This window comes from Vibrio sp. 1562 (assembly GCF_033340155.1).
Taxonomy (GTDB): Bacteria; Pseudomonadota; Gammaproteobacteria; order Enterobacterales; family Vibrionaceae; genus Vibrio; species Vibrio alginolyticus.
In genome coordinates this window covers 1-801 of the sequence record NZ_JAWOVY010000227.1, presented here as the reverse complement: position 1 = coordinate 801, position 801 = coordinate 1, and the positions used below count along the sequence as shown (strand labels likewise).

The following is an 801-nucleotide window of genomic DNA, read 5'->3' as shown; positions in this document are numbered from 1 at the left end:
AAAAGTCTACCTTCGGCAAGCGTGCTCAAAGAGCAAGTGGTAGAAAAACTGATCATCGATACGCTGCAAGGCCAAGAAGCTGACCGTATTGGTGTACGTATCGACGATAACCGTCTAAACCAAGCCATCGCAGAAATCGCACGCAACAATAACCAAAGCGTGGAAGAACTGGCAGCATCAGTGCAAGCAGAAGGCCTAAGCTACCCAGAGTTCCGCGAGCAAATCCGTAAAGAAATTGCAGCGTCAGAAGCTCGTAATGCGCTAGTTCGTCGCCGAATCAATATCCTTCCAGCAGAAGTTGATAGCCTTGCAGACCAGCTAGCGAAAGAAACCAACGCAACCGTGCAATACAAAATCGGTCATATCCAACTGCGTTTCACCGACGGTCAAGATAAATCAGAAGTAGAAGCACAAGCGAAAGCCCTGGTTAAAAAATTGAACGACGGCGCAGACTTCACCGAAATGGCTTACACCTACTCTAAAGGTCCGAAAGCACTCCAAGGTGGTGATTGGGGTTGGATGCGTAAAGAAGAAATGCCAACCATCTTTGCTGATCAAATCAAGATGCAGAACAAAGGCAGTATCATTGGCCCATTCCGTAGTGGCGTTGGTTTCCACATCCTAAAAATTGAAGATGTGAAGGGTCTAGAAACCGTTGCGGTGACGGAAGTTAACGCTCGCCATATTCTGATCAAACCAACCGTGATTCTTAGTGATGAAGGCGCTAAAAAGCAGTTAAATGAATTCATTCGTCGCATCAAAGCTGGCGAAGCGACCTTTGCTCAATTGGCCTCACAATAC

The 801-nt window shown here is 46.8% G+C and carries 1 protein-coding gene; it reads left to right on the top strand.

The window, feature by feature from the left end:
- A partial coding sequence (locus tag R7Z49_RS24315; protein WP_318112268.1) for a peptidylprolyl isomerase occupies window positions 1-801 on the top strand: 801 nt, incomplete at both ends.